The sequence below is a fragment of the Pseudomonas sp. RIT778 genome, assembly GCF_019718735.1.
Lineage (GTDB): Bacteria > Pseudomonadota > Gammaproteobacteria > Pseudomonadales > Pseudomonadaceae > Aquipseudomonas > Aquipseudomonas aphyarum.
In genome coordinates this window covers 36,893-60,687 of record NZ_JAIHBA010000002.1, presented here as the reverse complement: position 1 = coordinate 60,687, position 23,795 = coordinate 36,893, and the positions used below count along the sequence as shown (strand labels likewise).

At 60.3% G+C, this 23,795-nt stretch carries 22 protein-coding genes and 1 tRNA gene; 9 read left to right on the top strand and 14 right to left on the bottom strand.

The window, feature by feature from the left end; translation table 11 throughout:
* Nucleotides 1-17 precede the first annotated feature (17 nt).
* On the top strand, nt 18-746 hold the full coding sequence (locus K5E37_RS01825; protein WP_085609052.1) for an aspartate/glutamate racemase family protein: 729 nt from the start codon (nt 18-20) through the stop codon (nt 744-746).
* Here K5E37_RS01825 and K5E37_RS01820 read toward each other — a convergent pair.
* Entirely contained in the window at nt 715-1,656 is a 942-nt protein-coding gene (locus K5E37_RS01820; RefSeq protein ID WP_085609053.1) for a LysR family transcriptional regulator, read from the bottom strand. The two genes, K5E37_RS01825 and K5E37_RS01820, sit on opposite strands and share 32 nt — an antisense overlap.
* Before the next feature lie 125 nt (nt 1,657-1,781).
* On the opposite strand from K5E37_RS01820, the gene K5E37_RS01815 reads away from it, so the two are divergent.
* Nucleotides 1,782-2,528, top strand: coding sequence for a 3-oxoacyl-ACP reductase family protein (locus tag K5E37_RS01815; protein ID WP_085609054.1), 747 nt, complete (start codon nt 1,782-1,784; stop codon nt 2,526-2,528).
* Nucleotides 2,529-2,604: 76 nt separating this feature from the next.
* Here K5E37_RS01815 and K5E37_RS01810 read toward each other — a convergent pair whose 3' ends face one another.
* Nucleotides 2,605-3,300, bottom strand: coding sequence for an HAD-IA family hydrolase (locus K5E37_RS01810; protein ID WP_085609055.1), 696 nt, complete (start codon nt 3,298-3,300; stop codon nt 2,605-2,607).
* Nucleotides 3,301-3,549: 249 nt separating this feature from the next.
* Here K5E37_RS01810 and K5E37_RS29620 point away from each other — a divergent pair, with 249 nt between their 5' ends.
* Both K5E37_RS29620 and K5E37_RS01800 read left to right on the top strand, forming a co-directional pair.
* Nucleotides 3,550-8,334: an RHS repeat-associated core domain-containing protein gene (locus K5E37_RS29620; protein ID WP_221532963.1), complete on the top strand. Its 4,785-nt coding sequence runs from the start codon at nt 3,550-3,552 to the stop codon at nt 8,332-8,334.
* 2 nt (nt 8,335-8,336) lie between these two features.
* Nucleotides 8,337-8,741, top strand: a complete 405-nt coding sequence (locus K5E37_RS01800; protein ID WP_221532962.1) for an Imm50 family immunity protein — start codon at nt 8,337-8,339, stop codon at nt 8,739-8,741.
* A gap of 190 nt (nt 8,742-8,931) precedes the next feature.
* Here K5E37_RS01800 and K5E37_RS01795 read toward each other — a convergent pair whose 3' ends face one another.
* The 4 genes from K5E37_RS01795 to K5E37_RS01780 all read right to left on the bottom strand — a co-directional run bounded on the left by K5E37_RS01795 (nt 8,932) and on the right by K5E37_RS01780 (nt 10,646).
* On the bottom strand, nt 8,932-9,096 hold the full coding sequence (locus K5E37_RS01795) for a hypothetical protein (protein WP_007952178.1): 165 nt from the start codon (nt 9,094-9,096) through the stop codon (nt 8,932-8,934).
* Between the two features lie 122 nt (nt 9,097-9,218).
* Nucleotides 9,219-9,641, bottom strand: a complete 423-nt coding sequence (locus tag K5E37_RS01790) for a glycine zipper domain-containing protein (protein ID WP_007952177.1) — start codon at nt 9,639-9,641, stop codon at nt 9,219-9,221.
* 137 nt (nt 9,642-9,778) lie between these two features.
* Entirely contained in the window at nt 9,779-10,147 is a 369-nt protein-coding gene (locus K5E37_RS01785; protein WP_039769955.1) for a glycine zipper domain-containing protein, read from the bottom strand.
* A 310-nt stretch (nt 10,148-10,457) separates the two neighbouring features.
* Complete coding sequence (locus K5E37_RS01780; protein ID WP_007952174.1) at nt 10,458-10,646, bottom strand: hypothetical protein; 189 nt, start codon at nt 10,644-10,646, stop codon at nt 10,458-10,460.
* Between the two features lie 242 nt (nt 10,647-10,888).
* Between K5E37_RS01780 and K5E37_RS01775 the strand changes: the two genes are divergently transcribed.
* Complete coding sequence (locus tag K5E37_RS01775) at nt 10,889-11,167, top strand: hypothetical protein (protein WP_064594653.1); 279 nt, start codon at nt 10,889-10,891, stop codon at nt 11,165-11,167.
* A gap of 42 nt (nt 11,168-11,209) precedes the next feature.
* On the opposite strand, the gene K5E37_RS01770 is transcribed toward K5E37_RS01775, so the two are convergent.
* Both K5E37_RS01770 and K5E37_RS01765 read right to left on the bottom strand, forming a co-directional pair.
* Nucleotides 11,210-11,530 carry a YbjQ family protein gene (locus tag K5E37_RS01770; RefSeq protein WP_207985506.1) on the bottom strand — a complete coding sequence of 107 codons (321 nt, stop codon included), beginning with the start codon at nt 11,528-11,530 and terminating at the stop codon, nt 11,210-11,212.
* A 155-nt stretch (nt 11,531-11,685) separates the two neighbouring features.
* Nucleotides 11,686-11,775: transfer RNA gene (locus K5E37_RS01765), tRNA-Ser, on the bottom strand.
* Nucleotides 11,776-12,082: 307 nt separating this feature from the next.
* Here K5E37_RS01765 and K5E37_RS01760 point away from each other — a divergent pair.
* The 3 genes from K5E37_RS01760 to K5E37_RS01750 all read left to right on the top strand — a co-directional run bounded on the left by K5E37_RS01760 (nt 12,083) and on the right by K5E37_RS01750 (nt 14,817).
* Entirely contained in the window at nt 12,083-12,772 is a 690-nt protein-coding gene (locus K5E37_RS01760) for a crotonase/enoyl-CoA hydratase family protein (protein WP_011333225.1), read from the top strand.
* 216 nt (nt 12,773-12,988) lie between these two features.
* Entirely contained in the window at nt 12,989-13,711 is a 723-nt protein-coding gene (locus K5E37_RS01755; protein ID WP_179692160.1) for a 1-acylglycerol-3-phosphate O-acyltransferase, read from the top strand.
* Between the two features lie 134 nt (nt 13,712-13,845).
* On the top strand, nt 13,846-14,817 hold the full coding sequence (locus K5E37_RS01750; RefSeq protein ID WP_207985505.1) for a magnesium and cobalt transport protein CorA: 972 nt from the start codon (nt 13,846-13,848) through the stop codon (nt 14,815-14,817).
* 39 nt (nt 14,818-14,856) lie between these two features.
* Here K5E37_RS01750 and K5E37_RS01745 read toward each other — a convergent pair whose 3' ends face one another.
* From K5E37_RS01745 to K5E37_RS01735, 3 genes are all read right to left on the bottom strand, one after another.
* Nucleotides 14,857-15,579 (bottom strand): amidotransferase, encoded by a 723-nt coding sequence (locus K5E37_RS01745; protein WP_085608794.1) that lies wholly within the window; start codon nt 15,577-15,579, stop codon nt 14,857-14,859.
* Between the two features lie 95 nt (nt 15,580-15,674).
* On the bottom strand, nt 15,675-17,819 hold the full coding sequence (locus tag K5E37_RS01740) for a 3-hydroxyacyl-CoA dehydrogenase NAD-binding domain-containing protein (RefSeq protein ID WP_221532961.1): 2,145 nt from the start codon (nt 17,817-17,819) through the stop codon (nt 15,675-15,677).
* A gap of 17 nt (nt 17,820-17,836) precedes the next feature.
* Entirely contained in the window at nt 17,837-19,042 is a 1,206-nt protein-coding gene (locus K5E37_RS01735) for an acetyl-CoA C-acetyltransferase (RefSeq protein ID WP_221532960.1), read from the bottom strand.
* Between the two features lie 624 nt (nt 19,043-19,666).
* On the opposite strand from K5E37_RS01735, the gene K5E37_RS01730 reads away from it, so the two are divergent.
* Nucleotides 19,667-20,452 carry a cytochrome c gene (locus K5E37_RS01730; protein WP_221533022.1) on the top strand — a complete coding sequence of 262 codons (786 nt, stop codon included), beginning with the start codon at nt 19,667-19,669 and terminating at the stop codon, nt 20,450-20,452.
* A gap of 14 nt (nt 20,453-20,466) precedes the next feature.
* Here the strand turns inward: K5E37_RS01730 and K5E37_RS01725 are convergent, their stop codons facing one another.
* The 3 genes from K5E37_RS01725 to K5E37_RS01715 are packed head-to-tail and all read right to left on the bottom strand — an operon-like array spanning nt 20,467 to nt 23,645.
* Nucleotides 20,467-21,276 carry a transglutaminase family protein gene (locus K5E37_RS01725; RefSeq protein WP_007959971.1) on the bottom strand — a complete coding sequence of 270 codons (810 nt, stop codon included), beginning with the start codon at nt 21,274-21,276 and terminating at the stop codon, nt 20,467-20,469.
* Entirely contained in the window at nt 21,273-22,223 is a 951-nt protein-coding gene (locus tag K5E37_RS01720) for an alpha-E domain-containing protein (protein WP_007959974.1), read from the bottom strand. Before K5E37_RS01720 ends, K5E37_RS01725 begins: the two co-directional genes overlap by 4 nt.
* Before the next feature lie 12 nt (nt 22,224-22,235).
* Nucleotides 22,236-23,645, bottom strand: a complete 1,410-nt coding sequence (locus K5E37_RS01715) for a circularly permuted type 2 ATP-grasp protein (protein WP_085690507.1) — start codon at nt 23,643-23,645, stop codon at nt 22,236-22,238.
* Nucleotides 23,646-23,795 lie beyond the last annotated feature (150 nt).

The following is a 23,795-nucleotide window of genomic DNA, read 5'->3' as shown; positions in this document are numbered from 1 at the left end:
CGTAATAAGGACTTCCCATGCGAATTCTCGTGGTCAACGTCAACACCACCGAATCCATCACCCAGGCCATCGCCCGCTCGGCGCAGGCTGTCGCCTCCCCCGGCACCGAGATTGTCGGCCTGACGCCGCACTTCGGCGCCGATTCAGTCGAGGGCAATTTCGAAAGCTACCTGGCCGCCATCGCCGTGATGGACCGGGTGATGTCCTACGACCAGCCGTTCGACGCGGTGATCCAGGCCGGCTACGGCGAACACGGTCGCGAAGGTTTGCAGGAATTGCTCAACGTGCCAGTGGTGGACATCACCGATGCGGCGGCCAGCACCGCGATGTTCCTCGGCCACGCCTATTCGGTGGTCACCACGCTGGATCGCACCGTGCCGTTGATCGAGGATCGGCTGAAGCTCTCCGGTCTGTGGGATCGCTGCGCCTCGGTGCGCGCCAGTGGTCTGGCGGTTCTGGAACTGGAACATGAACCGCAGCGCGCTCTGGAAGCCATCGTGCATCAGGCGGAACTGGCGGTGACTCAGGATAAAGCCGAAGTGATCTGCCTTGGTTGCGGCGGCATGGCCGGACTCGACGAGAAGATCCGTCAGCGCACCGGAGTGCCGGTGGTGGACGGCGTCACAGCGGCCGTGACCATCGCCGAATCGCTGGTGCGACTGGGCCTGTCGACGTCCAAGGTGCGGACTTACGCGACGCCACGCCCGAAAACCATCATCGGCTGGCCAGCACGTTTTGCGCGTTGAACCGTTCAGCGAGGCCCAGGGTTGAAAACTGCTCGATGACAAAATCTACGAACGCCCGGGTCTTGCCCGGCAGCAATTTGTGTTCGGCGTAATAGATGGAGATGTTGCCGTCGTCGACGTACCAGTCGGGCAAGACTCGCTGCAAAGTCCCCGCCTCCAGGTAGCCGACCGCGAACGGCATGCTCACCAACGCAATCCCCAACCCCTGCGCCGCCGTGGCGCAGGCGGCTTCGGAATCGCTCATGGTCATTCGGGCCTTGAGGGTCAGCGGGCTGTGTTGCCGGGTGCGATGCGTCAACTGCCAGGAGCGCACGCGACCGGTCTGTGGTGAGCGGATCAGGATGCCGTCGTGCAGCTTGAGGTCGTCTGGCTCGCTGATCGGCGCGTGCCGATCCAGATAATCCGCAGAAGCCACCAACACCCGATGCGCTGGCGTCAGCCTGCGCGCCACTACGCCCTGGGGCAGTTCGAAGCCGCCGCCAATCGCCGCATCGAAACCTTGGCCGATCAGATCGACCTGGCGGTTATCGAAGTGCCAGTCCGGGTTGATCGCCGGAAACCTTGTCAGGAATTCCCCCAGCAACGGCACGATGTACAAACGGCCGAACACCGTGCCCATGCTGACTTTCAGCGTACCGGCCGGTTGGCCGCTGGCACTGGCCAGATTGTTCACAGCGTTCTGGATGGTGGTCAGGCTGCCGCTGACCTCACTCAGAAACAATTGCCCCGCTTCCGTCAGGGTCAACCGACGGGTGCTACGCTGGAACAGCCTCACGCCGAGGCGCGCTTCCAGTTTCGCCACGCTTTTTCCCACAGCGGCCGGTGTCAGGCTCAGGCGTCGCGCGGCCTCGGCAAAGCTGCCGACTTCGGCGCTACGCACGAAGCATTCGATACTGCTGAAGGTTTCCATGGCCACCACTCTAAACTTTTGGTTTACACAGACTATAGCAACCACGGTCTACCCGCCTATTGGCGAGGGGCAGATACTCGACACCACACCAAGGCAGCCTGCCTTGAAACTTCTGGAGATCGAACATGACCACTCAACACCTCAGCGGTAAAGTCGCTCTGATTCAAGGCGGCTCTCGCGGCATCGGTGCCGCCATCGTCAAACGCCTGGCCGCTGAAGGCGCCGCGGTTGCCTTTACCTACGTCAGCTCCGCCGCCAAGGCTGAGGAACTGCAAAACAGCATCACCGCCACCGGCGGCAAAGCCCTGGCGATCAAGGCTGACAGCGCCGACGCCAGCGCCATCCGCAACGCGGTGAACGCCACTGTCGAAACCTTTGGCCGCCTCGACATCCTGGTCAACAACGCCGGCGTGCTGGCCGTCGCGCCGCTGGAAGACTTCAAACTGGAAGACTTCGACCAGACTCTGGCAATCAACGTGCGCAGCGTGTTCATCGCCAGCCAGGAAGCCGCCAAACACATGGGCGAAGGCTCGCGCATCATCAACATCGGCAGCACCAACGCCGACCGCATGCCCTTCGCCGGTGGCGGCGTGTATGCGATGAGCAAGTCCGCACTGGTCGGCCTGACCAAAGGCCTGGCCCGCGACCTCGGCCCACGCGGCATCACCATCAACAACGTGCAGCCCGGCCCGGTCGATACCGACATGAACCCGGCTCACGGCGAGTTCGCCGACAGCCTGATCCCGCTGATGGCGGTGGGTCGCTACGGTAAAGCCGAGGAAATCGCCAGCTTCGTCGCCTACCTCGCGAGCCCGGAGGCCGGTTACATCACCGGTGCCAGCCTGACCATCGACGGTGGTTTCGGCGCCTGATTGATCAGATAGTCGATAACGAAAAACGCCGCCCCTCCTTTGACAGAGGGGCGGCGTTTTTTTGTTCGTGATTTGATCAGGCCCAGTCGAGCGCTGGCAATCCGCATGCACTCGGCGTGAACGCTTTCAACGTACGAAGAATCCCGTCGGCGTGTGCGTACTTTTCATCGGCCATGGCGGCATCGGGAATGGCGATGGCAGTCATGCCGGCCGCTTTCGCCGCCGTCACGCCAAATGGCGAGTCTTCGAACACCAGGCAATCTTCCGGCGATACACCCAGGCGGCGCGCGGCGGTGAGGAAGATGTCCGGCGCCGGTTTGGCCGCGCCGACTTCCGGGTCGTCAGCGGTGACGATGAAGTCGAACAATGCAAACCAGTCGCGGTGCAAGGTGGTTTTCTGCCCGAACGACTGACGCGACGAACTGGTACCGACCGCAATCGGAATGTTGTGCGCCTTGAGGTGGCGGATCAGTTCCTCGGCGCCCGGCATCGCTTGCGCAGTGGGAAAACGCTCGCGCATCAGCGGCTCGCGGATCACCAGAAATTCTTCGGCAGTGATCGGCAGGTCCAGCGCTTCAACCACATAACGCGCCAGATCGCCAGCGCCACGGCCGATGATGTTCTGCTTGATGCTCCAGTCGAAGGTACGCCCGTAACGCTCGGCAATCAGCGAAGTGACCTCGGTGTAGATGCCCTCGGTGTCCAGCAGCAAACCGTCCATATCGAAAATCACGGCCTTGATCGGGCCGAACGCCTTCAGCGGTGCATTCATCATCGGATCCGTTATCAAAGACATCCCGGGCGGCGTGGATAGCGCCGCTGCTCGGATCTGATTAAAGGGTTCAGCAGCATAACGAGCGCGCCCGAGTTTGGGCAACGGGCAATGTTGGTTGTCCGCCGAACGCCCTCCCGCAGATTTAGAGAATCGCCCTACAGACATCGCCTACTCGGCTGACTTCTTTCCTGTTTGATCCCCCGCAAAGTTTCGCGCCATTCCCCTGATGCGCGCGAGTGACTGCGAATGCTTCCATCTGACCAACTCCTGAAACTGAACAACAGCATTGGTTTGCTGGTGGTCGCTGCGCTGAACCCTGATCAGCCCGACGTCGAAAAGCTGTTTAAGGAGTTTCGCCTCTGTCTCAACAACTATGACGCCTGGGCCGAGCAGTTCTGGACGGGCACCGCGCTGGGTGTCGAGCAAGTGTTCCAGGTCGGCAACGATGTCCGGCTCAGTGCGCCGGTCGCCAGCCGCAAACCCATCAGTTCCTCTGTCGCCATGTGTTCCGCTACCGGCTCCCTGACGCTGGTGCACATGTTCGAAGCCGCGCGGTTTGTGCCGATCGGTGATACGCCGGTGATCCTTGAACCGGTCATTTCCGATGTCGACGGTGTTCTGGGTTTCGGCGATCCGCTGCGCTACACCATCGGCCCCAGCGGCATTCTCAAGGTCGACGACTGCGACCGGGGCCAGCGTTATCGCATCACCTTCTTTCCCGATGTTTCCACCGCGCATATCCAGACGTTGTACGCCTCGTATCAGGGCCTTGTTGATGGCCTGGAAGGCTGGCTGCGTGAGGAGTGGAAAGGGTTTCAACCGCAGTGGACAGAGTTTTCCAGCGCCGGTTTCACCGAGCGTTACGGGCAGCTGCAACGGGCTGACTGGCACGGTTTCGAATCCGCCCTGAATGGCGTCTGGGATGACGTGAAGCAACTGTTTGCCCTGCTCGCCGATTTGCAGGCCAACAGCGAAAAGCTTCTGCAGTATCTGTCCAGCGCTGAACTGGATGCCTTGCTCGAGGCGTCCAGCGAGGCCATTGCCAACGGCCTGCTGATGCTCGGCGATGAGCCGTTGCTGTTCATTTATCTGGCGGCCTTCACCAGTTGGCTGAAGATGCTGCCGCCGCAGTATCTGGCCGAGGTGGTGGCTGAGGTTCGGGCCGAGCTGCTGGTCAGTTTTCTGCTGATGTGCGTGTCGGGTGGCATGGGTGTGCCGCTGCGGTTGAGCACCAAGGTATTGGGCAAGATCAAGTCGCCGCGTGCACGGGAATGGCTGGCGGCTTCGGCGTTGCGGCTGGCGGAGCTGACCTCCGCGCCTGATCTGACCCGGCATGCGAGCGCGTTGAAACCGCTGATGATCAATGCAGGTCCGGCACCGTTGCGGCCGACACCGGCTATTCCGCTGGAGGTTCGCACGGGGGATGCGCTGGTGCTGACAGTGCCCAATCCGGCGGCCGTTGCGCGTGACAAGTCCCACGGCATGACGCGAATGGAACGGCATGAGCCTCGGGATGAGGCTTCGGATCAGGCGAAAAATCCCAACGGCGACAGTGCCGATTGTGCGCCGCTGACCTGTACCAACGGGTGTCCAGTGTCGATGGTCACCGGTGAGGAATTGTTGACGCTGACTGACGGCGTGCTTGATGGACTGCTGCCGTTCGAATTCAGTCGGTTGTACCGCAGCAGTGCGGCTGAGATCGATGTTGGGTTGGGGTTTGGCTGGAGCCATTCGCTGGCGCATCGGCTGGAGGTTGATGGCGCTGCGGTGGTCTGGGTTGACCATGAGAACCGGCGGACGCGGTTTCCGTTGCCGAGCGTTGAGCGGCCGGCGATTCACAACAGCCTTTCGCGGGCGGCGATCTTTCTCGGGGATGAGCCGGAGGAGTTGATCGTTGCGCTGGCGGGGGACGCGGCGCGGTTTTATCACTTTCGGGCTGGGCGTCTGACGGCTGTCAGCGATGCGTATGGCAATCGTCTGACGGTGCATCGGGATCTTTCCGACCGGATTCAGCGGCTGGATAACGGGACTGGCCGTTCGCTGCTGTTGCGCTATGAGCGGGCGCATCTGGTCGCGGTCGATTATCAGGTTTTTCGGGAGTCTGCCTGGCGTACCGAGCAGACGCTGGCCAGTTATCGCTTTGATGCTCGCCATCGATTGATCGAGGCGTCCAACGCGGTTGGCGAGACTGAGCGTTACGACTACGACGATCAGCACGTCATCCTGCAACGGCAGTTGAGCGGCGGCGCGAGCTTCTTCTGGGAATGGGAGCGTGCCGGCAAAGCGGCGCGCTGCGTGCGGCACTGGGCGTCGTTTTCGCAGATGGATACGCGTTACGTCTGGGATGACGCCGGCCGTGTCACGGTGCAGTACGTCGACGGTCGCGAAGAGGTTTATGTCCACGACGACACGGCGCGGCTGGTGCGTCAGGTCGCCGCCGACGGGGGTGAACAGCTCAAGGCCTACGATTCGGCGGGCCGGCTGGTCGCCGAGCAGGATGCGCTGGGGGCGGTTACCGAGTACCACTATGACGACGTCGGACGGCTGATCGCGCTGATTCCGCCGGACGATGCACCGACGTCCTACGAGTACCGCAATGGTTTCCTGCACAGCCGTTCGCGTGGCGATGCCGTGTGGACGTACCGGCGCAATGCGCAGGGGGATATCACCGAGGCGGTCGATCCGGATGGTCATGTCACCCATTACCACCACGATGCACAGGGACGGTTGCTGTCGATCCGTTATCCGGATTCCGGTCGCCATGTGTTCGTCTGGAACGACCTCGGACAACTGGTCGAGGAAAGTCTGCCGGACGGTGGGGTTCGGAAGTTTTCCTACGATGCTTTGGGGCGGCGGATTACTGCGCAGGATGAACACGGTGCGGTCACCCATCAGGCGTGGGACGCCGTTGGCCGGCTGATTCAGACCACCTCGCCTACCGGCGCCACCCGCGCCTGGTCCTACAGCGCCTACGGCCAGATCACCGCCGAACGCGACGAACTGGGACGGATCACCCGTTACGAGTATGACGACGACCTGCACCTGGTCAGCCGGCGGATCAATCCCGACGGCACCCGGCTGCAATACCGCTACGATCATGCGCAGCTGCTGCTGACGGAAATCGAGAACGAGTCCGGCGACAAGTACCGGCTGGACTACACGCCCACCGGACTGATCCGACAGGAAACCGGCTTCGATGGCCGGCGCACCGCCTACGCCTACGACCGCAACGGCCACCTGCTGGAAAAGATCGAGTACGGCGATGACGGCTCGACGCTGGTTACCGCTTATGAGCGCGACAGCGCCGGGCGATTGCTGCTCAAGACCCTGCCGGACGGGGTCGAGGTCAGCTACCGCTATGACCGTCTCGGTCGACTGGTCGGCGTGGATGACGGCCAGGATCACCCGCTGGCCTTCGAATACGACCTGCAGGACCGGCTGGTGCGCGAGCATCAGGGCTGGGGCACCTTGCGTTACGCCTACGACGCCTGCGGCCAGCTCACTCGCATGCGTCTGCCGGACAACAGCAAGCTCGACTACCACTACGCCAAGGGCGGCGTGCTGACCGCGATGGACCTCAACGGCGCCTTGCTCACTCGCCACGTCTACCAGAACGGCCGCGAACAGCAACGCCAGCAAGGGCTGCTGCTCAGCGAATACGCCTACGACGAACAGGGCCGGTTAAGCGCCCACGCCGTAGGCCATCAACGCAGTGCACTGTACCGCCGCGACTTTGCCTACAGCGCCAACGGCAACCTCGAACACATCGCCGACACCCGCCACGGCCAGCGCAACTACACGTACGACGCCCTCGACCGGCTGATCCGCGTACGCCACACCCGCGACGATGTGCCGGAAAACTTCGCCCACGACCCGGCCGGCAACCTGCTGATGCAGGACCGTCCAGGCCCGACACAGATCAAAGGCAATCGCCTGCTGATGCAGGGCGATCGTCATTACGACTACGACGCCTTCGGCAACCTGATCCGCGAACGCCGCGGCCGCGCGCAAACCCTCGTCACCGAATACCGCTACGACAGCCAGCACCGCCTGATCGGCCTGAGCCGTCCCGACGGCACCAGCGCCACCTATCAGTACGACGCCTTCGGCCGGCGCATCCGCAAAACCGTCGACGGCCAGGCCACCGAGTTCTTCTGGCAAGGCGACCATCTGATCACCGAAAGCAGCAAAGAACAGCACCGCAGCTTCATCTACGAACCCGGCACCTTCCGCCCATTGGCCATGCTCGACGGCAAAGGCCCGAAACGCGCCTGCCCGTTCTACTACCAACTCGACCACCTCGGTACCCCGCAGGAACTGACCGACTACAGCGGCGACATCGTCTGGTCAGCCAAATACAGCGCCTACGGCAAAGTCACCTCACTGGAGCTCGCGACCGAAGACTACCTGAACCAGCCGCTGCGCTTTCAGGGGCAGTACTTCGATGACGAAAGCGGGCTGCATTACAACCGGCACCGGTATTACGACCCGGACGTGGGACGGTACCTGACGCCGGATCCGGTGAAGCTGGCGGGTGGGTTGAATCAGTACCGGTACGTGCCGAATCCGACGGGGTGGGTGGATCCGTTGGGGTTGACGTCCAACTGTCCGCCCAAAAATGGAAAATCAGTTGCTTGTTCAGATTTCGGTGAGGTTGAGCTTCCGGATGTTTCCAGACGCGGCGCTTTCAGACAGGCAAAAGCTGATGCAGGGATTCCGAAAGGTCAACAGCCAGACGTACAGTTTGACGAGGTCAGTGGCAAACCAGGTCAGTTTATTTACATCAACATGACCGATATAAACGGCAAAAGCATCTTGAACGACTCCGGCATACCCATTAGAACTAGACAGTACATGTACACTCGACAGGATGGTTTCAAGCTAATATTGCAAGATCACTCTGCTGGACATAAATTCGGCGACGCTAGGAAAATTGGAGATCAAGGACCACACTTCAACATACGTCCCGCAGCCAACCCAAGAACTGGAAAAGTCAAAAATACAGACGAGCACTATCCTTTCAGGAAATAACCATGAAGCACTGGACCGATATAGCAGAAAGCACTTTTTTCAACATGATTTTCAGCTCCCCAATAGCCATCGGAGAGATAAAACTTTTTATCTTAAATATCGACAACAATTACTCGACCGTCACCTTAGGTTTCGACATACCTGAAATCCCGGACACCCCTCCGAAAAAATGGGAAAAAATGGGATTTAACGCTTGCCGTATAGGAATAACATGCAGCGAAATAGAGGATTTGGCATTACACAATCTACCTACAAACAAAAACCTGAGATTAACCATCAAAAATACTGGTTCACGATTTAGAGTTTCGGCCATTTCTGACGACTCATCGATATACTTCACGACAGCTTTTATAAGCCTTCGCGAACCTACGGTTTATCTGTCCAGCATTCCATTCCATGAAACATGATGAATAATCTTAAGACCTGACATTCGAACCTCCATCGCGATAGCTTTTACTTGCAAGACTTACTATTTGTTATCAAGAGATATGTGCAATTACTTTATTTAGTTTCAGATCAGAGTGCCCAAGTCGATTACCAAAATCTAAACGAACAACAGACGAAAATTAATGCAGGAGAATTGATGCATGCACCCCATCACTCATCATCATCAAAATCCTCATACTCAAGCTCCTCCTCACCCTCCAAAAGCGGAACCGTCGCATCATCCATCAGCGATCCCGGATCTTCATTCCCCGGATCATTGATAAACGGCAATCCGCTCGGGCCTTTTTCTTCCTTGCCTTCGGTTTCGGGAGTCATGGCGCACCTCGTCAATGGCATTCGTATAGGACGTTCGAAAAGTATGGTCGCCATTCGTTCCTGCGCATGACGCGCAGGCACAAAAAACCCGGCATAAGCCGGGTTTCCGTAGAACCGATCACTCAACGATGACGGTTCTTGTGTTTGTTCTTGTGCTTGTGGCCGCCCCCGGAGTGCGACTTGCCGCCATCGTCACCCAGGTTATTGCCGACCGCACCACCCGCTGCGCCGCCCAACCCTGCGCCGATAGTCGAACCGGTAGAGCCGCCGAGGCTGTTGCCGACCACTGAACCGCCTGCGGCGCCGAGGCCACCGCCAATGGCGGCTTCCGTGCGATTGCGTTTGTTCGCGCCGACCGCGCTGCCGGCCGCACCACCAACACCAGCACCCACCGCAGCACCGGTGCTGCCGCCGAGCTGGCCGCCGACCACATTGCCCAGCGCGCCACCCAATCCACCACCCACGGCGGCCGTGCCATCACCGGCGGCCATGGCGCCTTGGGCCACGAACAATCCCAAAACCAATGCGGATAATGTCAATCGCATACAGACCTCACAGGTCCCGAGTCGGGACGGTACGCCCGCGGAGGGGGCTATGTGGTATTGGAGGCGTATCCGGGAAAAACGTTCAGCAACGAAAAAGCCCGGCATAAAGCCGGGCCTTTTCAGTCACGCGTTGGCAATCAGTGACGCTTGTGACCCTTGGACAGATTGCTGCCCACTGCGCCTCCGGCTGCGCCGCCCAGACCAGCACCGATGGTGGCGCCAGTCTTGCCTCCCAGGCTGTTACCGATCACCGAACCACCTGCCGCGCCGACGCCGCCGCCGATGGCCGCTTTGGTGCGAGCACCTTTCTTGGCAGCCAATGCGCTGCCGGCAGCACCCGCTACACCAGCACCAATCGCGGCACCGGTGCTGCCGCCCATTTTCTGGCCAACCACGTTACCCAGCGCACCGCCCAGGCCGCCGCCCAGTGCGGCGGTACCGTCGCCAGCCATTGCACCTTGAGCAACCAGAAGCCCCAGAACCAGAGCAGGCAGAGTTAAACGCATGACGAAAAACCTCAACAGAAGGAATAAAAAAGGGCGCAGATTGAATGCTGTTGTCGCGGCAATGTCCAGCGTTGCAGCGCACTTGGCGCCGATTGGACAGCGAATACGGAAAAGGTTTTATGACGGGCAAAAAAAAGCCCGCTGGGGAGACGGGCTGGAGACTTGCTTTCTAACGGATGGCTTCACCCTACTCAGCCGGGTGTGAAAAGTTTGTGAAAGAAACCGGACGAATCTGCAATTTCTGTAGGACGCTTCTCAAAAAATAGAAACAAAAAACCCCGCTCAATGGCGGGGCTGTGTGGCATCCGGATTACTTCCTGGAACGTGTCGTCACCTTGGGCAGAAATTTTGCTTTAGGCCCCTTGGGTGCTGCCGACTTGATCTTGCCGGTCTGCACCGGGTCCTCGCCAAATCCGGCCTGATACTCCGTCTGGCCACAGCGTACGCAATTGTTGAATGGAAATTCAGCCCCGTCGTCTTCGATGTACGGATCAGTCATCTCTTCACCCCTTTTCAAATGCGGGCCGACACCGGCAAACCCTTTCGCCTGAAAAAATATCGACCTCCAAGGCTTTTGAGACTAGCCGGTCATTCCTGGACTTGTGATTCAGACCGCCCGAAGCCCGACGAATGGCCTACGGAAATTAAACACATTGAGGAACCGTTGGTCCCACGCAGCTAAAGATTTGCGGCGACCGGCCGCTGCCCTTTTTCCTACGCAATGAATCTCAAGGAGAGAACATGGAAATCAAAGGATTCCCGACACTGCCTGTTGTAAAGCTCACGGATGAACAGATCGCCGCCGGCAAGGCCGGGGCGGAGAAACTCAAGGAAAAGATCGCTTCGGGTGAAATCGTCATCAAGCAGCCGACCGGACCGAGTCCGTTGCAGCCTGGCGTGATCTACCACCCAGACCCGGTTCAGCCAGTTCAACCCGGCGATACGCCGCCTCTCGTCGCGATCGATACGCCGCTGACCTACGATTCGAAAGGCACAATCCTGCTCAAGCCGCAGGGCTGATTATCAGTACAGAGCCCATTCCGTTGAATGGGCTCACTAGCCTCAGCGCAACTTGACCGCCGTACCGGTCGCAAACACCACAACCATGCCACCCTTCCCTGCCGGCATGCTGATCTCGAAATCCACCCCGACCACCGCATCCGCCTGCAAGGCCCGCGCCCGCTCCCTGATCTCGTCAGTCGCCTGAACACGCGCCTCCTTCAACGCCCGCTCCAGCGTCTGCGAACGCCCGCCAAAAAAGTCCCGCATGCCCGCGAACATATCGCGAATCACATTCACGCCCTGCACCGATTCGGCACTGACGATGTCCAGATACGCCGTAATCTGCCGGCCTTCGATGGATTGGGTGGTGGAAATGATCATGGAGGTCGTCCTTTTACATGCCGGATAAAACCGCGATTGTAATGCCCTGACAAAAAGAAGCCGAACCGATCTCTGTGACCAAAAAAATCCGGACGCCAGAATGCACAAAACCCCTGGCTTCTTTCGAAACCAGGGGGTTTTGTTTACATCGAATTTGGCGGTGAAGGAGAGATTCGAACTCTCGATACAGTTTCCTGTATACACACTTTCCAGGCGTGCTCCTTAAGCCACTCGGACACTTCACCGTATCTCTTCAAACATGTTCTGTCTGTCGAGGCGCGCTAATGTAGTCGAAAGCTTTTCTGATGGCAAACTTTTTTTCAGAATTTTCATGCGGTTAAGAGAAAAAGTCGCTTCCACCTGCTAGGGGCCATGGCAATCCGGCCAATCTTGGGTGGGCGCGGCCCTTCTATATAGGTGCGCAGGCGTCAGGCGCGGGGCGTGTTGCAGCGCATCGGCCGGTAAACGGTGACTGGCGGGTCAGTCACAGTGCTTTACCTGACCGGCGACGGTGGGTAACGTCTGCCCATCTTTCTTATAAGGAATTGCGCCATGAGCGACCTGATTGCCTACCACCTCGAAGACGGTATCGCGACCCTGACCCTGAGCAACGGCAAGGTCAACGCCATTTCCCCGGACGTGATCGCGGCCTTCAACGCGGCGCTGGATCAGGCGGTGGCGGATCGCGCCATTGTGATCATCACCGGTCAGCCGGGCATTCTCTCTGGCGGCTATGACCTGAAAGTGATGACCGCTGGCCCTAAAGAAGCCGTTTCCCTGGTGACCGCCGGTTCGACCCTGGCTCGTCGCCTGCTGTCGCACCCGTTCCCGGTGATCGTTGCTTGCCCGGGGCATGCCGTGGCCAAGGGCGCGTTCATTCTGTTGTCCGCCGATTACCGGATCGGTGTCGACGGCCCGTTCAGCATTGGTCTGAACGAAGTGCAGATCGGCATGACCATGCACCACGCCGGCATCGAGCTGGCTCGTGATCGTCTGCGTCGTTCGGCCTTCCATCGCTCGGTGATCAACGGCGAGATGTTTGATCCGCAAAGCGCGGTGGATGCCGGCTTCCTCGATAAAGTGGTTGCGGCCGAAGAACTGCAAGGCGCCGCCCTTGCCGCCGCGCGTCAGTTGAAGAAGATCAACATGACCGCACACAAAAACACCAAGCTGAAAGTGCGCAAGGCGCTGCTGGAAACCCTGGACAACGCCATCATCCAGGATCAGGAGCATCTGGGCTGATACCCGGCTCGCACCGCTTCAGAAAAGCCCGACCGTCGTGTCGGGCTTTTTCTTGCACGCCCCGTTGAAAACTCCGCAGCAGCTCTAGGACGCCTCTGACCAACAAGTCGGAAACATGCGCTTAAACATCGCCCATCTCCGGACTCTATAGCGGCAATTGCCGAAAACAGTGCACATCCGTACACTGCGCCACCTTTTGTCCCGATGGGCCTGAAAATGCTGTTTGTGTTTCGTATGTTATTGATGGGCCTGCACTTTATTCTGGCGGGGATCCTCGGAGTGATCCTCGGCCTGTGCCGCCCGTTCAATCCGGACAACAGTCGCCTGTGCGCCCGTCTCTATGCACTGCCAGCCATGTGTATTTTGCGTCTGCGAGTGAAGGCCGAGGTCGGCCCGCTGATGAACAAGCCTGACAGCTGCGTGATCATCGCCAACCATCAGTCCAACTACGACCTGTTCGTGTTCGGCAACGTGGTGCCGCGTCGTACCGTGTGCATCGGCAAAAAGAGCCTGAAGTGGGTGCCGCTGTTCGGGCAGTTGTTCTGGCTGGCGGGCAACGTGTTGATCGATCGTGGAAACGCGCACAAGGCGCGTCAGTCGATGCTGACCACCACCGACACCTTGCAGCACAAAGACACCTCGATCTGGGTGTTCCCGGAAGGCACCCGCAACCTGGGTGAGGAATTGCTGCCGTTCAAGAAAGGCGCGTTCCAGATGGCCATTGCCGCCGGGGTGCCGATCGTTCCGGTGTGTGTCAGCAGCTACATCAAGCACATGCGCCTGAACCGCTGGCACAGCGGGAAAATCCTCATACGCTCGCTGCCGGCAATTCCTACCGCCGGCCTGACCATGGACGACATGCCCATGCTCATCACCCAGTGCCGCGAGCAGATGCGCGAATGCATCGATGCGATGGATCGGCAGCTGCAAGCCGCGTGAAAAAGAAGCCCGCCCTGTGCGGGTTTTCTTTTGCCCGGTGAACTGTGCAGATTTCACTGACTCTCAAGCAGCGACACGGCTAAGCTGAAGCCGTGTCTCCCCTGCCATCTGCCAAGAAGAAGTGAATCACCACCATGGGTCGAGTTGTTGCTGCTGCGGTTTACAGCGCCGGTAAGAAAGTCACCAATATTTCCCTCGACGAAGGCGCGGCCTGGGCCGCCAAGACCGGCCACTTCGTCTGGATCGGCCTCGAAGAGCCGAACGCCCAGGAACTCTCCAACCTGCAACGCCAGTTCAACCTGCACGAACTGGCCATCGAGGACGCCCTGGAAAAACACAGCCGCCCGAAGCTGGAAACCTTCGGCGACGCGCTGTTCATCGTCACCTACTCGCCAGTACGCGAACACGGGATTCTGCAGTTCATCGAAACCCATATTTTCGCCGGCAAGGGCTACATCATCACTGCCCGCAACGGCCACTCGGCGTCCTACGCCCATGTCCGTCAACGCTGTGAGGCGCGGCCGCTGTTGCTGGAGCACGGGGAAGATTTCGTACTGTATGCGCTGCTGGATTTCGTGATCGAAAACTATCAGCCGGTGGGCGAAGCGATCCACGCCGAGATCGATGAACTGGAACGCAACGTGTTGTGCAGCGCATTGAATGAATACGACATCCAGAAGCTGCACGGCCTGCGTCGCGACGTCCTGCGCCTGCGCCGTTACGCCGCGCCGATGGTGGAAATCGGCGAGGAGCTGCAGAAGCTGAGCTTTCCCTTCATCGACAAGAACATGCGCCCGTACTTCCGTGATGTGCAGATCCATGTCACGCGGCAGATGGAAGACCTGACCACCCTGGCCGACATTGCGAGTCAGACCATCGAAATCGGCGTGCTGCTGGAAGCGTCACGCCAGAGCGTGGTGCAACGCAAATTCGCGGCGTGGGCGGCGATTCTGGCATTCCCCACGGCAGTGGCGGGGATCTACGGGATGAACTTCCAGAACATGCCGGAGCTGAGCTGGCACTACGGCTATTTCGGCGTACTGGGCTTTATCACGGTCGGCTGCGTGAGCCTGTGGGCGAGCTTCAAGAAATCCGGCTGGCTATAAGAAAAAACGCCCCCGTGTAAAACACGGGGGCGCCTGGATTCAAGCAGCGGTCGGCTTGTGCGCCACGAAACGCATCATCCATTCCGCAACGGTGGTGCCGTGGTGCTGATGCTCCAGGCTGGCCACACCCTTGCTGTACACCTGCTCGCCCAGCGCTTCCTGACGCAGATCCAGCAGCGCCCGCGAGTAGTCGTGGATGAATTCCGGATGCCCCTGGAAGCACAGCACCTGATCGTTGATGTGGTACGCGGCGAACGGGCAAAAATCGCTGGAAGCAATCACCGTGGCGTTCTCCGGCAACGCCGTCACCTGATCCTGGTGGCTGATCAACAACGTCAGCTCTTCACGCACCGGGCTCATCCACGGTGCCTTGGCCGCCAGTTTGTAGTTGTGGATGCCGACACCCCAGCCTTGCGTGGCGCGCTCGCTCTTGCCGCCCAGCAGCAGCGCCAGCAACTGATGGCCGAAGCACACGCCGAGCAGTTTGTCGCCGCGCTCATAGCGGTTCAGCAGGTATTGCTTGAGGGTCTGGATCCACGGGTCGGTACCGAACGAATCGGCCTTGCTGCCGGTGACCAGGTACGCATCAAAGGTCAGGTCATCACTCGGATAGTCGCCCTGCATCACGTTGTACACCGTGAACTCGGCGGCGATCGGCTGTTGCGAGAACAGGCGCTGGAACATCTGCCCGTAACCCTGATATTCATCGACCAGTTCCGGACGCAGGATGTCGGTTTCCAGAATGCAGATGCGTAGCGACATAAAAAATACCTGACACGTGATGGGAATAATGCACACCCCAGAGCCTGCCTTGAAACCACCCGGCAAGGCAAGCCCCGAAATGCGTCCCCACCCCGTTAGAACGACTCGCCCTTGGCAGCTTTTTCCAGCAGCAGCGCAGGCGGTGCGAAACGCTCACCGTACTGCTCCGCCAAGTACTGCGCCCGGGCGACAAAATCCTTCACGCCATATTGGTTGATGAACTGCAGCGCACCGCCCGTCCATGCCGCAAAACCGATGCCGAAGATCGAGCCGACGTTGGCGTCCGCCGTCGACGTCAGCACGCCCTCCTCCACACAACGCACGGTTTCGATGGCCTGCACGAACAACAGTCGATCACGTACATCCTTCGGCGAAATCTGCCCGTCGGCTTTCTCGAAACGGGTTTTCAGTTCGGGCCACAGATGTTTCTGCCCACCCGCCGGGTACTCATAAAAACCGCCTCCCGCGGCCTTGCCCGGCCGCTTGTATTCGTTGAGCAGCAAGTCAATCACGGCGAACGCCGGGTGCTCAATCAGCGGTTTCCCTTCTGCTTGAAGGTCTTTGGCCGTTTGCTGACGGATATGGCTCATCAGGCTGAGGGAAACTTCGTCAGAGATCGCCAGCGGTCCGACAGGCATGCCGGCCTTGCGCGCTTCGGTCTCGATCATCGGCGCACTGACGCCCTCACCCAGCATCGCAATGCCTTCATTGGTGAAGGTGCCGAACACCCGCGACGTGAAGAAGCCGCGACTGTCGTTGACCACGATCGGAGTTTTCTTGATTTGCAGTACGAAATCGAACCCGCGTGCGAGGGTTTCGTCGCTGGTTTGCGCGCCTTTGATGATTTCCACCAGTGGCATCTTTTCCACCGGGCTGAAGAAGTGCAGGCCGATGAACTTGCTCTGATCCGGTACCGCGGTTGCCAAGCCAGTGATGGGCAAGGTCGACGTGTTGGAGGCAATCACAGCGTCGGCGCCAACCATCTGTTGCGCTGCTGCCGAGACCTTGGCCTTTAGTTGACGATCCTCGAACACCGCCTCGATGATCAGATCGCAACCTGCCAGATCGGCATCGCTTTCGGTCGGGTGAATACGCGCCAGCACCGCTTCACGCTGCTGCGCAGACATCTGCCCGCGAGCGACTTTCTTGTCCAGCAACGCCGCCGAATGCGCCTTGCCCTTTTCCGCAGCCGCGAGGTTGATGTCCTTGAGCACCACGTCGATCCCGGCCGATGCGCTGACATAGGCGATCCCGGCGCCCATCATGCCCGCGCCGAGTACGCCCACGCGTTTCGTCACATAAGGCGCAAAACCCTGCGGCCGCGAACCGCCGGCATTGATTTCATTGAGCTGGAACCAGAACGTACCGATCAGGTTTTTCGAGATCTGGCCGGTGGTCAGTTCGGTGAAGTAGCGGGTTTCGATCAGGTGCGCCGTGTCGAAATCCACCTGCGCGCCTTCCACAGCCGCGCACAGAATCTTCTCCGGCGCCGGCAACGTGCCCTGGGTTTTGGTGCGCAGGATCGACGGCGCAATCGCCAGCATCTGAGCAACTTTCGGGTTCGACGGAGTGCCGCCGGGAATCTGATAACCCTTCACATCCCAACGCTGCACGGCCGCAGGATTGGCCAGAATCCAGGCCCGGGCCTTGGCCAGTAGCTCATCGCGATCCGCCGCCAGCTCATCGATCAATCCGGCCTGCAACGCCTGCTGCGGACGGACTTTCTTGCCTTCAAGCAAATACGGCAAAGCCTTTTCGATGCCCAGCATCCGCACCATCCGCACCACGCCACCGCCGCCCGGCAACAGGCCGAGGGTCACTTCCGGCAAACCGAGTTGCACCGATGCATCGTCTAACGCAACGCGGTGGTGGCAGGCAAGGCAGATTTCCCAGCCGCCGCCGAGCGCCGCGCCGTTGATCGCCGCGACCACCGGTTTGCCGAGGGTTTCCAGGGTGCGCAACTGACCCTTGAGGGTCAGCACCATGTCGTAGAACGCCTTGGCTTCGGGCTTGCCGACCTTGATCAGTTCATTCAGGTCGCCGCCGGCGAAGAAGGTTTTCTTGGCCGAAGTGATGATCACCCCGGCGATGTCATCTTTTTCCGCCTGCAATCGGGCGACGCTTTCGGCCATGGCCTCGCGGTACACCGCGTTCATGGTGTTGGCGCTCTGGCCCGGCATGTCGATGGTCAGGAGAACGATGCCGTCCTGGCCTTTTTCGTAACGAATGGCTTGGGTCATGACAGGATTCCTTGGGGTCAGAGGCGTTCGATGATGGTGGCGATGCCCATGCCGCCGCCGACGCACAGCGTCGCGAGGCCGTAACGCAGACGCCGGGCTTCCAGTTCATCGAGCAAGGTGCCGAGGATCGCGCAACCGGTGGCGCCCAGCGGGTGGCCCATGGCGATCGAGCCGCCATTGACGTTGACCTTGTCCGGGTCGACGGCCATGTCCTTGATGAATTTCAGCACCACCGAGGCGAACGCCTCGTTGACCTCGAACAGGTCAATGTCTTCCACCCGCAGCCCGGCCTTGGCCAGCGCCTTGCGAGTGGCCGGCGCCGGGCCGGTGAGCATGATGGTCGGGTCGGTGCTGGTGACCGCCGTGGCGACAATCCGCGCCCGAGGTTGCAGACCCAACGCGCGCCCCTTCGCTTCGGAGCCAATCAGCATCAGCGCCGCGCCGTCGACGATCCCCGAGCTGTTGCCCGGCGTGTGCACATGGTTGATGCGCTCGACATGGCTGTAGACCCGCAATGCCGTGGCGTCGAAGCCCATCTGGCCGATCATTTCGAAACTCGGCTTGAGCTTGCCCAGGCCTTCAAGGGTCGACTCGGCGCGAATGAATTCATCGTGATCGAGCAGGATGATGCCGTTCTGATCCTGCACCGGCACCAGCGACTTGCTGAACGAACCGTCGGCCCTGGCGCGAGCGGCTTTCTGCTGCGAGTGCAGCGCGTAGGCATCGACGTCCTGCCGGCTGAAGCCTTCAAGGGTGGCGATCAGGTCGGCGCCGACGCCTTGTGGTGTGAAGTGGCTGTGCAGATTGGTTTGCGGATCCAGCGCCCAGGCGCCGCCGTCGCTGCCCATCGGCACACGGGACATGGATTCGACGCCACCCACCACCACCAGATCCTCGAACCCGGAGCGCACTTTCATCGCCCCCAGGTTCACCGCTTCCAGCCCCGAGGCGCAGAAGCGGTTGATCTGCACGCCCGCGACGCTGACGTCCCAATCGGCCACCTGCACGGCGGTCTTGGCGATGTCGGAGCCCTGATCGCCAATCGGCGTGACGCAACCGAGCACCACGTCATCGACCTGACTGGTGTCCAGCGCGGTGCGCGCCTGCAAAGCGGTCAGCAGCCCGGCCACCAGGTTCACCGGTTTGACGCTGTGCAGCGATCCGTCGGCCTTGCCCTTGCCACGGGGCGTGCGTAACGCGTCGAAAATCAAAGCTTGGGTCATGACGTCCTCGAACCTGTGCGGTGAGTGAAATTCGTGCTGTCACTGTTGTCTTCGCAGGCCATGGATTCAATGACCACAGCGCTCAATGACGTTGACGCGCACGCTCAGACGGACGGTCATCCGTGTCTTGGTTAACCGGTTCAGGTGCGCGAGCTGTCTAGCAAACGGGCGGCAAAGAAGCTGGCAATGGGCCTCATGCTTTTTTAATCGCGACAGGTGGTAAATACATACGAAATGGATCTAAGCGAAGCGTGACGCGGGCCCTAAGGTGAAGATGTACGTCGTTGTCGTCGGGTTTTGCCGAGACAGGCGTTCGCTACAGGAAGTGCAGCGCTTGCCGTCATGGATATGCAGGCAGGCATCAGGAAATAACAAAAAAGGCGGTCAAGCCATGTTCAAACAACCGAAAGTACGGCAAGCAGGGCTCATTCTTTTCGCCACGACGCTGTTGTTGATTCTGCCGAACCTGACCAAGGTCATCGGCTGATTCAAGCGGCAGGTATTGTTTATCGCCACTGAAAATGTGACTGGCCCGCTACCCGGGCAAGCGTGGCTGTGCCAACCTTTGCGCACTTCCACGACACGGACGGCGATCACTTGAAAACGCTCATTCTGTTCGGGGCCATGCTGCTGAGCATGCCCCTGTCTGCCGCGCAGCTGAACCTGGAGCTGGGCGCGAACAGCCGCACCTGGCAGACCGACGAGTTGCTCAAGCATCCTCAGGTACAAACCCTCACGATCAAGAATGACGTGTCCTACAAGAAGGACATGACTTATCGCGCCGTGCCGATGGCCGCGCTGCTGACCGGCATCAAACCGGACGATCACCTGCAAGCCGTGGCGCTGGACGGCTTTGCCGCCGAGCTGTCCGCCGCACCGCTACTGAACAACAAGGGTTCACGCGCCTGGCTCGCCATCGAGGATCCGGCGCAGCCCTGGCCGCCGCTGTCGGAAGGCAAGCACAGCGCCGGGCCGTTCTATCTGGTGTGGACCGATCCGCAGGCCGGCAATATCAGCCCGGAACAATGGCCGTTCGAAGTGGCGAGCATCAAGCGCATGGCGCCGGTGGCCGAGCGCTTCCCTGCCCTGTTGCCGGATCCTGCGTTGAAGGCCGATGACCGGGTGAATCAGGGGTTTGCGCTGTTCCAGAAGAACTGTCTGGCGTGCCATCGCCTGAATGGCGCGGGCGATGCGCAGTTCGGTCCGGACCTGAATATTCCCTACAACCCGACCGAGTACTTCGGCGCGGACTTCCTCAAGCGCTATATCCGCGATCCGCAGAGTCTGCGTCAGTGGCCGCAAGCGAAGATGCCGGGGTTTTCCGCCGAAGTGTTGCCGGATGCGGATCTACAGAAACTGATCGGGTATTTGCAGCACATGGCCGGGCGCAAGGTTACGCCGGCCAAGTAAACCAACTACGCCGCTTACTGCTGCTGAACCGAGATGATTGGCGCTGGTGTCGGCGACACCAGCACTTTCGCGTGCATCTGCTCTGAACCACCGCCCCGGCGCATGCCCCTCACTGGGCAGGCATCGAGGTAATCCAGACCCACTGCCAGTTTCAGGTGCCGCTCCGGCCGCGCCAGTTCATTGGTCACGTCAAAGCTGTACCACGCGTCATCGATCCAGGCCTCGGCCCAGGCGTGACTGGCCAGATGCTCGCAATCCTCGCTGTACAGATAGCCCGACACATATCGCGACGGCACCCCGAGGCTGCGCGCGCAGGCCAGAAACGCGTGGGCATGATCCTGGCAAACACCCGCCCGCCCGGCAAACGCCTCGGCGGCACTGGTATCGACTTCGGTGGCGCCCGGTTTGTAGGTCATGTGCTGGTTCAAACCATGCATCAGGTCGATCAGTGCATTGCGGTCCCGGCGCTGTTTGCAGGACTTCTCGGCAAACGCCCGCAGCGCCTCGTCAGCCTCGGTCAGCCGGGTGAAACGCAGGAACGGCAGCGCCGACTGACTCTCGTGCTCGGCTTCGCGCAACTCGTCGATATCGACCTGCCCCCGGGCGCCGATGATGATCGCTTCGTGGGGCTCGTCCATGGTCAGCACATGCAGGATGTTGCCGAACGGATCGAGCTGGGCGCGCACCGGGCGCGGCAGGTCGAGCTGCCAGCTCAGCACATGCTGACGCTCGCTGTCGTGGGGTGTCAGGCGCAGGTACTGGATGCTCGCGCGCACCTGATCTTCGTAGTGATAGGTGGTCTCGTGGCTGATGGAAAGTCTCATGCGGCCTCCAGGTAGGAACTGTGAATGGCGTTGCCCAGCTGGCGCACCAGCGGGATGAATTCGGTGAGCCAGGCGTGCAGCCCTTCCTCGAGAATTTCTTGAATGCCGGTGTAGCGCAGACGCGCGTCCATTTCCGCCGCCAGTCGTTGCGCAGGACGACCGTTGGCCCCCGGCAATTGCGCGAGAATCTGGTCGATTTCTTCGGTACAGGCCCGCAGCGAACGCGGCACGTCAGCACGCAACAGCAGCAATTCAGCGACATGCCGGGCGCCCGGCGCATCGCGATAGATCTCGGTGTAGGCCTCGAACGATGACAGCGCCCGCAACAGCGCACTCCACTGGTAATAGGCGTGAGCGGTGCCGTCGCTGACCGCTTCGGCCTGATCGCCGGCCATCTCGTAACGAGCATCGAGCAGGCGCAAGGTGTTGTCCGCCCGCTCGATGAACGTACCCAGGCGAATGAAACGAAACGCGTCGTTGCGCATGATGGTGCCGTAGGACGCACCCCGGAACAGGTGCGAACGCTCCTTGATCCACTCGCAGAAGCGACTCATGCCGTAGCGGCTGAGGCCCTGATTGGCGATCCCGCGAATTTCCAGCCAGGTGGCGTTGATGTTCTCCCACATGTCGGCAGTGATTCGCCCGCGCACCGCGTGGGCGCTCGCTCGCGCCGCGCCGAGGCAGCTATAGATGCTCGCCGGATTCGCCGCATCGAGGGCGAAGAAGTGCAGCAGTCGCTCGGCATGCAACTCGCCGTGGCGTTCCAGGTAATCGTCCAGCGTGCCGGTGATCAACAGCGGCATCGCCAGTTCGTGCAGACCGTCGCCACGGCCGTCCTGCGGCATCAGCGACAGCGAATAGCTGACATCGAGCATCCGTGCGAGGTTTTCCGCCCGCTCCAGGTAACGCGACATCCAGTACAGATCCGAGGCAGTTCTACTTAACATGGCAGGCTTCCTTCAATCCTCGACCACCCAGGTGTCCTTGGTTCCGCCGCCCTGGGATGAATTCACCACCAGAGAGCCTTCACGCAGGGCGACACGGGTCAAACCGCCGGGCACGACCCGGGTTTCGCGACCGGACAATACGAACGGGCGCAGGTCGATATGGCGCGGCGCAATGCCGTTTTCGACAAAGGTCGGACAGGTCGACAGCGACAGCGTCGGTTGCGCGATGTACGCGTGGGGCTTGGCCTTGATCCGCTCGCGGAACGCATCGATTTCCGCGGTCGTCGCCGCCGGCCCCACGAGCATTCCGTAACCGCCGGAGCCCTGGGTTTCCTTGACCACCAGATCCGGAAGATTGGCCAGTACGTGGGAAAGTTCAGACGGATTGCGGCATTGCCAGGTCGGCACGTTCTTCAGGATCGGCTCTTCGTCGAGGTAGAAACGGATCATCTCGGTAACGAACGGATACACCGATTTATCGTCCGCGACGCCGGTGCCGATGGCATTGGCCAGCACCACGTTGCCGGAGCGATACGACGACAACAGCCCCGGCACACCGAGCATCGAATCCGGGCGGAAGGCCAGCGGATCGAGGAACGCATCGTCGAGGCGGCGGTAGATCACGTCCACCGCTTTCGGGCCGTCGGTGGTGCGCATGAAGACTTTGTCGTCGCGCACGAACAGGTCAGCGCCCTCCACCAGCTCCACACCCATTTCCCGGGCGAGAAACGCATGCTCGAAAAACGCGCTGTTGAACCGTCCCGGTGTCAGCACCACCACACTTGGGTCGTCGATGGGGCTTGAGCTTTTCAGGGTGTCGAGCAGCAGGTTCGGGTAATGGTCGATCGGGGCGATGCGCTGGGCCGCGAACAATTCGGGGAACAGGCGCATCATCATCTTGCGGTCTTCGAGCATGTAGCTCACGCCGCTCGGTGTGCGCAGGTTGTCCTCGAGCACGTAATACGTGCCGTCGCCGTCGCGCACCAGATCGACGCCGGAGATGTGCGAATAGATATCGCGGTGCAGATCCAGCCCCTGCATCGCCAACTGGTATTGCTCGTTGGCCAGCACCTGCTCGGCAGGAATGATCCCGGCCTTGATGATGCGTTGCTCGTGATAAAGGTCGGCGAGGAACATGTTCAACGCCTTGACCCGCTGGATGCAGCCGCGTTCGACGATCCGCCACTCGCTGGCGGGAATGCTGCGCGGAATGGTGTCGAAGGGAATCAGGCGTTCTGTCCCCTGCTCGTCCCCGTAGAGCGTGAAAGTGATCCCGGCACGATGGAACAGCAGATCGGCCTCGCGTCGCCGCTGGGCCAGCAGTTCGTCAGGCGTTTCGGCCAGCCAGCGGGCAAACTCCCGATAATGCGGGCGAACCTGGCCGCCGGCATCGTACATTTCATCAAAATAGGTGCGGATCATGCCGTACTCCTTGTCACCCCGGACATACAGGCCTTCGCAAGGCCCGTGCCATCGGCATAAACGCTTTGATTTCAATCGGTTGGATATTCACGCCACACACACCGCACCATTCCTGTGCGGCAAATGCCCCAACCTGATCGCCCCCGCTTC

Excerpts from the sequence above, each read along its gene's own strand:
- K5E37_RS01825 (WP_085609052.1), top strand. The coding sequence starts at position 18 with ATGCGAATTCTCGTGGTCAACGTCAACACCACCGAATCCATCACCCAG.
- K5E37_RS01820 (WP_085609053.1), bottom strand. The coding sequence starts at position 1,656 with ATGGAAACCTTCAGCAGTATCGAATGCTTCGTGCGTAGCGCCGAAGTC.
- K5E37_RS01815 (WP_085609054.1), top strand. The coding sequence starts at position 1,782 with ATGACCACTCAACACCTCAGCGGTAAAGTCGCTCTGATTCAAGGCGGC.
- K5E37_RS01810 (WP_085609055.1), bottom strand. The coding sequence starts at position 3,300 with ATGAATGCACCGCTGAAGGCGTTCGGCCCGATCAAGGCCGTGATTTTC.
- K5E37_RS29620 (WP_221532963.1), top strand. The coding sequence starts at position 3,550 with ATGCTTCCATCTGACCAACTCCTGAAACTGAACAACAGCATTGGTTTG.
- K5E37_RS01800 (WP_221532962.1), top strand. The coding sequence starts at position 8,337 with ATGAAGCACTGGACCGATATAGCAGAAAGCACTTTTTTCAACATGATT.
- K5E37_RS01795 (WP_007952178.1), bottom strand. The coding sequence starts at position 9,096 with ATGACTCCCGAAACCGAAGGCAAGGAAGAAAAAGGCCCGAGCGGATTG.
- K5E37_RS01790 (WP_007952177.1), bottom strand. The coding sequence starts at position 9,641 with ATGCGATTGACATTATCCGCATTGGTTTTGGGATTGTTCGTGGCCCAA.
- K5E37_RS01785 (WP_039769955.1), bottom strand. The coding sequence starts at position 10,147 with ATGCGTTTAACTCTGCCTGCTCTGGTTCTGGGGCTTCTGGTTGCTCAA.
- K5E37_RS01780 (WP_007952174.1), bottom strand. The coding sequence starts at position 10,646 with ATGACTGATCCGTACATCGAAGACGACGGGGCTGAATTTCCATTCAAC.
- K5E37_RS01775 (WP_064594653.1), top strand. The coding sequence starts at position 10,889 with ATGGAAATCAAAGGATTCCCGACACTGCCTGTTGTAAAGCTCACGGAT.
- K5E37_RS01770 (WP_207985506.1), bottom strand. The coding sequence starts at position 11,530 with ATGATCATTTCCACCACCCAATCCATCGAAGGCCGGCAGATTACGGCG.
- K5E37_RS01760 (WP_011333225.1), top strand. The coding sequence starts at position 12,083 with ATGAGCGACCTGATTGCCTACCACCTCGAAGACGGTATCGCGACCCTG.
- K5E37_RS01755 (WP_179692160.1), top strand. The coding sequence starts at position 12,989 with ATGCTGTTTGTGTTTCGTATGTTATTGATGGGCCTGCACTTTATTCTG.
- K5E37_RS01750 (WP_207985505.1), top strand. The coding sequence starts at position 13,846 with ATGGGTCGAGTTGTTGCTGCTGCGGTTTACAGCGCCGGTAAGAAAGTC.
- K5E37_RS01745 (WP_085608794.1), bottom strand. The coding sequence starts at position 15,579 with ATGTCGCTACGCATCTGCATTCTGGAAACCGACATCCTGCGTCCGGAA.
- K5E37_RS01740 (WP_221532961.1), bottom strand. The coding sequence starts at position 17,819 with ATGACCCAAGCCATTCGTTACGAAAAAGGCCAGGACGGCATCGTTCTC.
- K5E37_RS01735 (WP_221532960.1), bottom strand. The coding sequence starts at position 19,042 with ATGACCCAAGCTTTGATTTTCGACGCGTTACGCACGCCCCGTGGCAAG.
- K5E37_RS01730 (WP_221533022.1), top strand. The coding sequence starts at position 19,667 with ATGCTGCTGAGCATGCCCCTGTCTGCCGCGCAGCTGAACCTGGAGCTG.
- K5E37_RS01725 (WP_007959971.1), bottom strand. The coding sequence starts at position 21,276 with ATGAGACTTTCCATCAGCCACGAGACCACCTATCACTACGAAGATCAG.
- K5E37_RS01720 (WP_007959974.1), bottom strand. The coding sequence starts at position 22,223 with ATGTTAAGTAGAACTGCCTCGGATCTGTACTGGATGTCGCGTTACCTG.
- K5E37_RS01715 (WP_085690507.1), bottom strand. The coding sequence starts at position 23,645 with ATGATCCGCACCTATTTTGATGAAATGTACGATGCCGGCGGCCAGGTT.